We start from the raw sequence: 3,833 nt of genomic DNA on the forward strand, positions 1-3,833 counted from the left end.
GAGTTCAGGATGGTTGATCGCATCGGCGAGCCGTCCGAACAGCTTGTTGTTGAGCACCGCGACGACGAAGTGGCCGTCCGACGCCCGATACGCCCCGAACGGCGCCGACGTCGGATGACGATTGCCGACGCGCTGCTGCGTGACGCCCGTGGCGGCGTAACGCGCGACAAGCGTGGCAGTGAGGCTGAGCGTGGCGTCGAACATCGACACGTCGACGTGCGTGCCCTTGCCGGTGCGATCTCGCGCGACGAGCGCGGCCAGCACGCCCCACGACGCGAAGATGCCGCTGACGACATCCGACACGGAATCGCCGACCAGCGTCGGCTCGCCGTCGGGCGCGCCCGTTGCGTCCATCAATCCGCACAGCGCCTGCAAGATGATGTCGTACGCGGGCCGGTGCGACTCGGGACCGGTCTGCCCGAAACCCGACACGCTCGCGTAGACGAGCTCCGGATGCCGCGCCGACAAGGTCTCGTATCCGATGCCGAGCCGCTCTGCGACGCCGGGCCGGAAGTTCTCGACGACGACATCCGCTTGCGCGCATAGCGATTGCGCGAGCATTTGCCCGTCGGCGGTCTTCAGATCGATGACGACGCTGCGCTTGTTGCGATTCATCGCGCTGAACAAGCCGCTCTCGCCGCGAACGAACGGACCGATCGCGCGATAGTCGTCGCCGTCCGGCGATTCGATTTTGATGACGTCGGCGCCGAGATCGCCGAGCAGCGCCGAACACAGCGGCCCTGCGAGCACCCGGGAAAAATCGATCACGCGTATGCCGTCGAGCGGCAGCCTGGACACAGTCACGGCATCGTCTCCTGAAGGGGCGGCCAAGTCAGCCGATGTCATGATTCTGGTCGCGCCGGGCAATTAGATAAAATATCGGAATAAATTAGGCCCTATAGGATTTTCGTATGGCTTTGTCGATAAGACTGCTGCGCTATTTCGTCGCCGCCGCGGAACTGGGCAGTACGACCGCGGCGGCGAACCAGTTAAACGTGTCGCAGCCGTCCATCTCCGTCGCGATCCGCGAACTCGAAGCGCTGTTCGACAATCCATTGTTCACGCGCGGCGCCGGCACGCGCATGGCGCTCACGCATTTCGGCGAACGCAAACTCGCGGAAGCGCGGCAACTGCTGGCATCGGCGTCGGCGTTCGCAACCGACGACGTCGGCGACGAAGAGAGTGGCGAGGTGCAGATCGGCGTGTTTCGCACCATCGCGCCTGTCTATCTGCCGCGCGCGCTGGAGCTTGCGCAAGAGCGTCATCCACGGCTGTCGGTTCGGTTCGTCGAAGGAGATTTGTCGCAGCTCGAGGCATGGCTGCAGAAAAGACAGATCGACTTCGCGCTGATGTATGACGTGGGGCTGCCCGACGACATCGAGCGGGAACAACTTGCCCAACTGCGCCCATACGGGCTCGTGCCCGCCGGCTCACGGCTCGCGAAGCGTAAGCGGGCCCTGTCGCTGCGCGATCTCGCGGCGGAACCTTTCATCCTGATCGACTTGCCGCAGAGCCGTGATTTTCTGATGACGCCGTTCTGGCAATGCGGGTTGTCGCCGAACGTCCGCTACCGGGCCGCGTCGATCGAACTGGTCCGGGCGATGGTCGCGAGCGGACTCGGCGTGTCTCTGCTGATTACGCAAAGCCCGGCGGGGACGCAATCGCCGCTCGTGGTCGAGTGTCCGATTCAGGAGTCGACGGTGATTCAGCCGCTGGTGATTGCAAGACCCGCACGGGCGGCGCGCATGCGGGCGTCGGAATGGATGTCGACGTGCGTGCGCGATGCGGTCGCCGAATCGATGCGCGCGCGGGCAGGGCGCTAATCGAGAAGCTTGCGATGCAATCGTAAGTTCAATTGAGGTCGATCGGAACGGGGCAATGGTGCTGGCCCCGACTTTCGCGATGCGCGGGTCGCCTACTCTATCCGTGGCCGCTACGCAGGTCTGAACCCTCGCTTGGCGAGCCCAAGCAATTCGACGCACTCACGCAAATCAAACGCGCGCTGAGCGCGCGCATTTGCGCCCACCGATGGCAATCGCGCCGAAACGGCACGCAGGCCTGGTGTCAGCCGTCAATTGCTCTATCCGCGTCCGGCGCACCTCGGTATGTCCTCCTCCGACACATGACGATGGGCGCGTGAGTGTCAGGGAATTAGACAGCACACGTCTGGTTCCTTGACACTGCACCGCACTTCATCCCGCTGATCCTTGAGCAGCGGGGCTTCCGACCGATGGCATGACCCTTGCAAAAGATTTCACGCCAAGTGAAGGAGTGGATCATGCCATCGACATTGACGAACCTAAGCCACCGCAGCGCTCGCGTGCTGAGCGCAATGAATCTCGCCGTGCTGCTAGCGATCAGCACAGGTTGCGCCGCGCAGACTCAACCCGATACACCGCCCGTTGCGCCTGCGCCGCCAGTCGCGGCAGGAGGTTTGCCGACTCCGCCGCCAGGAGACGCACCTGTGCCGCCGCCCGGCGTTGGCCCGGCTCTGATCGTCGAGGAAGGAACGGCTGTCACCGCGCAAGCCAGAGTCTCGCGTTTTCTCATCAACCCGGAAGGCGACGTCGACGGCTTTCTGACCAGCGACGGCGCGCTCGTGCGCTTCCCACCGCATATGAGCGCGCAGTTCACGTCAGCGGTGCATCCGGGCGACAACGTGCAGGTCAGCGGCTGGCGCGATGCGCTCGGCAATCTCAAGGCCCAGCGCATCACCGATGCGCGGAACGGCCAGCAACTCATCGATCAGCCTCCGCTGCCGGGCGCGCCACCGTTGCCGCGTGAACTGCGGGGCGCAGGGCTCTCGCGTCTGAGCGTGCAGGGACAAGTGGCACACATCACCACCGCTCCGCGCGGCGAGCCGGACGGCGTGATTCTCTCGGATGGCGCCGTCATCAAGCTCACGCCTCCCGTGGCCCAGCAATTCCCGAGTCTCGTCAAAACGGGCGCACGGGTATCCGCGCAGGGATATGGCACGCGTAACCAGTACGGCACCGCGCTCCAGGCGACGTCATTCGGTTCGCCGGGCAACCTGACGCGGCTCTATGACCGCGCTCCGACGAACCCATGAACGGGTCGACTGCACTGAAGTCGACGAAATCGTCGAACTCATAGACGCATCGGTCGCCGCCTGGAGCAGCACGGCGACGCATTCAGGGAGAGAACGACATGCTGAGCTGGGTGCACTTCGGGGATCTTCACGCTTCATCCGACGACGACTATGAGAGCCTGAATCACTTGAAGGGGATGATCGGATGGGTGAACCAGCATCTGTCGGACCGGATCGACTTCGCGTTCCTGCCGGGCGACAACGCCAACAACGGCACGCCCGAGCAGTTCGGGCGCATCCTCGGCATCACACGCGAGCTGAAGCTGCCGCTTTACGCGATACCCGGCGATCATGACTTCGAGCCGGGTCATCTGGACGCGTTCAATGCTTTCGCGAATGCGCCGCTGCCCATGTCGCGCGTCGTGAAAGGTCATCGTTGCATCTTCCTGGATGTTGTGACAGCGGGGCGCGGCGGGCCGGACTTCCGGCTGTCGGCGGCAGACCGGAAATGGCTCGACGATGAACTCGACCGCTCGGCGTCGGATCGGGCGCCACCGGTCGTGTTCATGCACGCGTATCCGGGCGATGTCGTCGGTGGCGAATCGTTGGCGCACGCGTTCGCGCATGCCAACGTCGTCATCGTCGATACGGGACACACGCACTACAACGAACTGCTCAACGACGGCTACGTGATTTATGCCGCCACCCGTTCGACCGGACAGATCGTCGTCGATCACGGTGCGAAGCCGCCGATCCGCGACGGCGCCGCGGGCTGGCAGCCGTG

Annotated in this window: 4 protein-coding genes; 3 read left to right on the forward strand and 1 reads right to left on the reverse strand. The window is 64.2% G+C overall.

From position 1 onward, the window contains the following. The coding region (locus AWB67_RS34865; protein WP_374729881.1) for a CaiB/BaiF CoA transferase family protein at nt 1-846 on the reverse strand (846 nt) is incomplete at its 3' end. A 65-nt stretch (nt 847-911) separates the two neighbouring features. On the opposite strand from AWB67_RS34865, the gene AWB67_RS34870 reads away from it, so the two are divergent. From AWB67_RS34870 to AWB67_RS34880, 3 genes are all read left to right on the forward strand, one after another. Continuing rightward, nucleotides 912-1,823 carry a LysR family transcriptional regulator gene (locus AWB67_RS34870; RefSeq protein ID WP_087660480.1) on the forward strand — a complete coding sequence of 304 codons (912 nt, stop codon included), beginning with the start codon at nt 912-914 and terminating at the stop codon, nt 1,821-1,823. Nucleotides 1,824-2,278: 455 nt separating this feature from the next. After that, nucleotides 2,279-3,070: a hypothetical protein gene (locus AWB67_RS34875; RefSeq protein ID WP_087660481.1), complete on the forward strand. Its 792-nt coding sequence runs from the start codon at nt 2,279-2,281 to the stop codon at nt 3,068-3,070. Between the two features lie 98 nt (nt 3,071-3,168). Then, on the forward strand, nt 3,169-3,833 hold a 665-nt coding region (locus AWB67_RS34880; protein ID WP_327367048.1), incomplete at its 3' end, for a metallophosphoesterase family protein.

Source organism: Caballeronia terrestris, from assembly GCF_001544515.1.
Classification (GTDB): domain Bacteria; phylum Pseudomonadota; class Gammaproteobacteria; order Burkholderiales; family Burkholderiaceae; genus Caballeronia; species Caballeronia terrestris.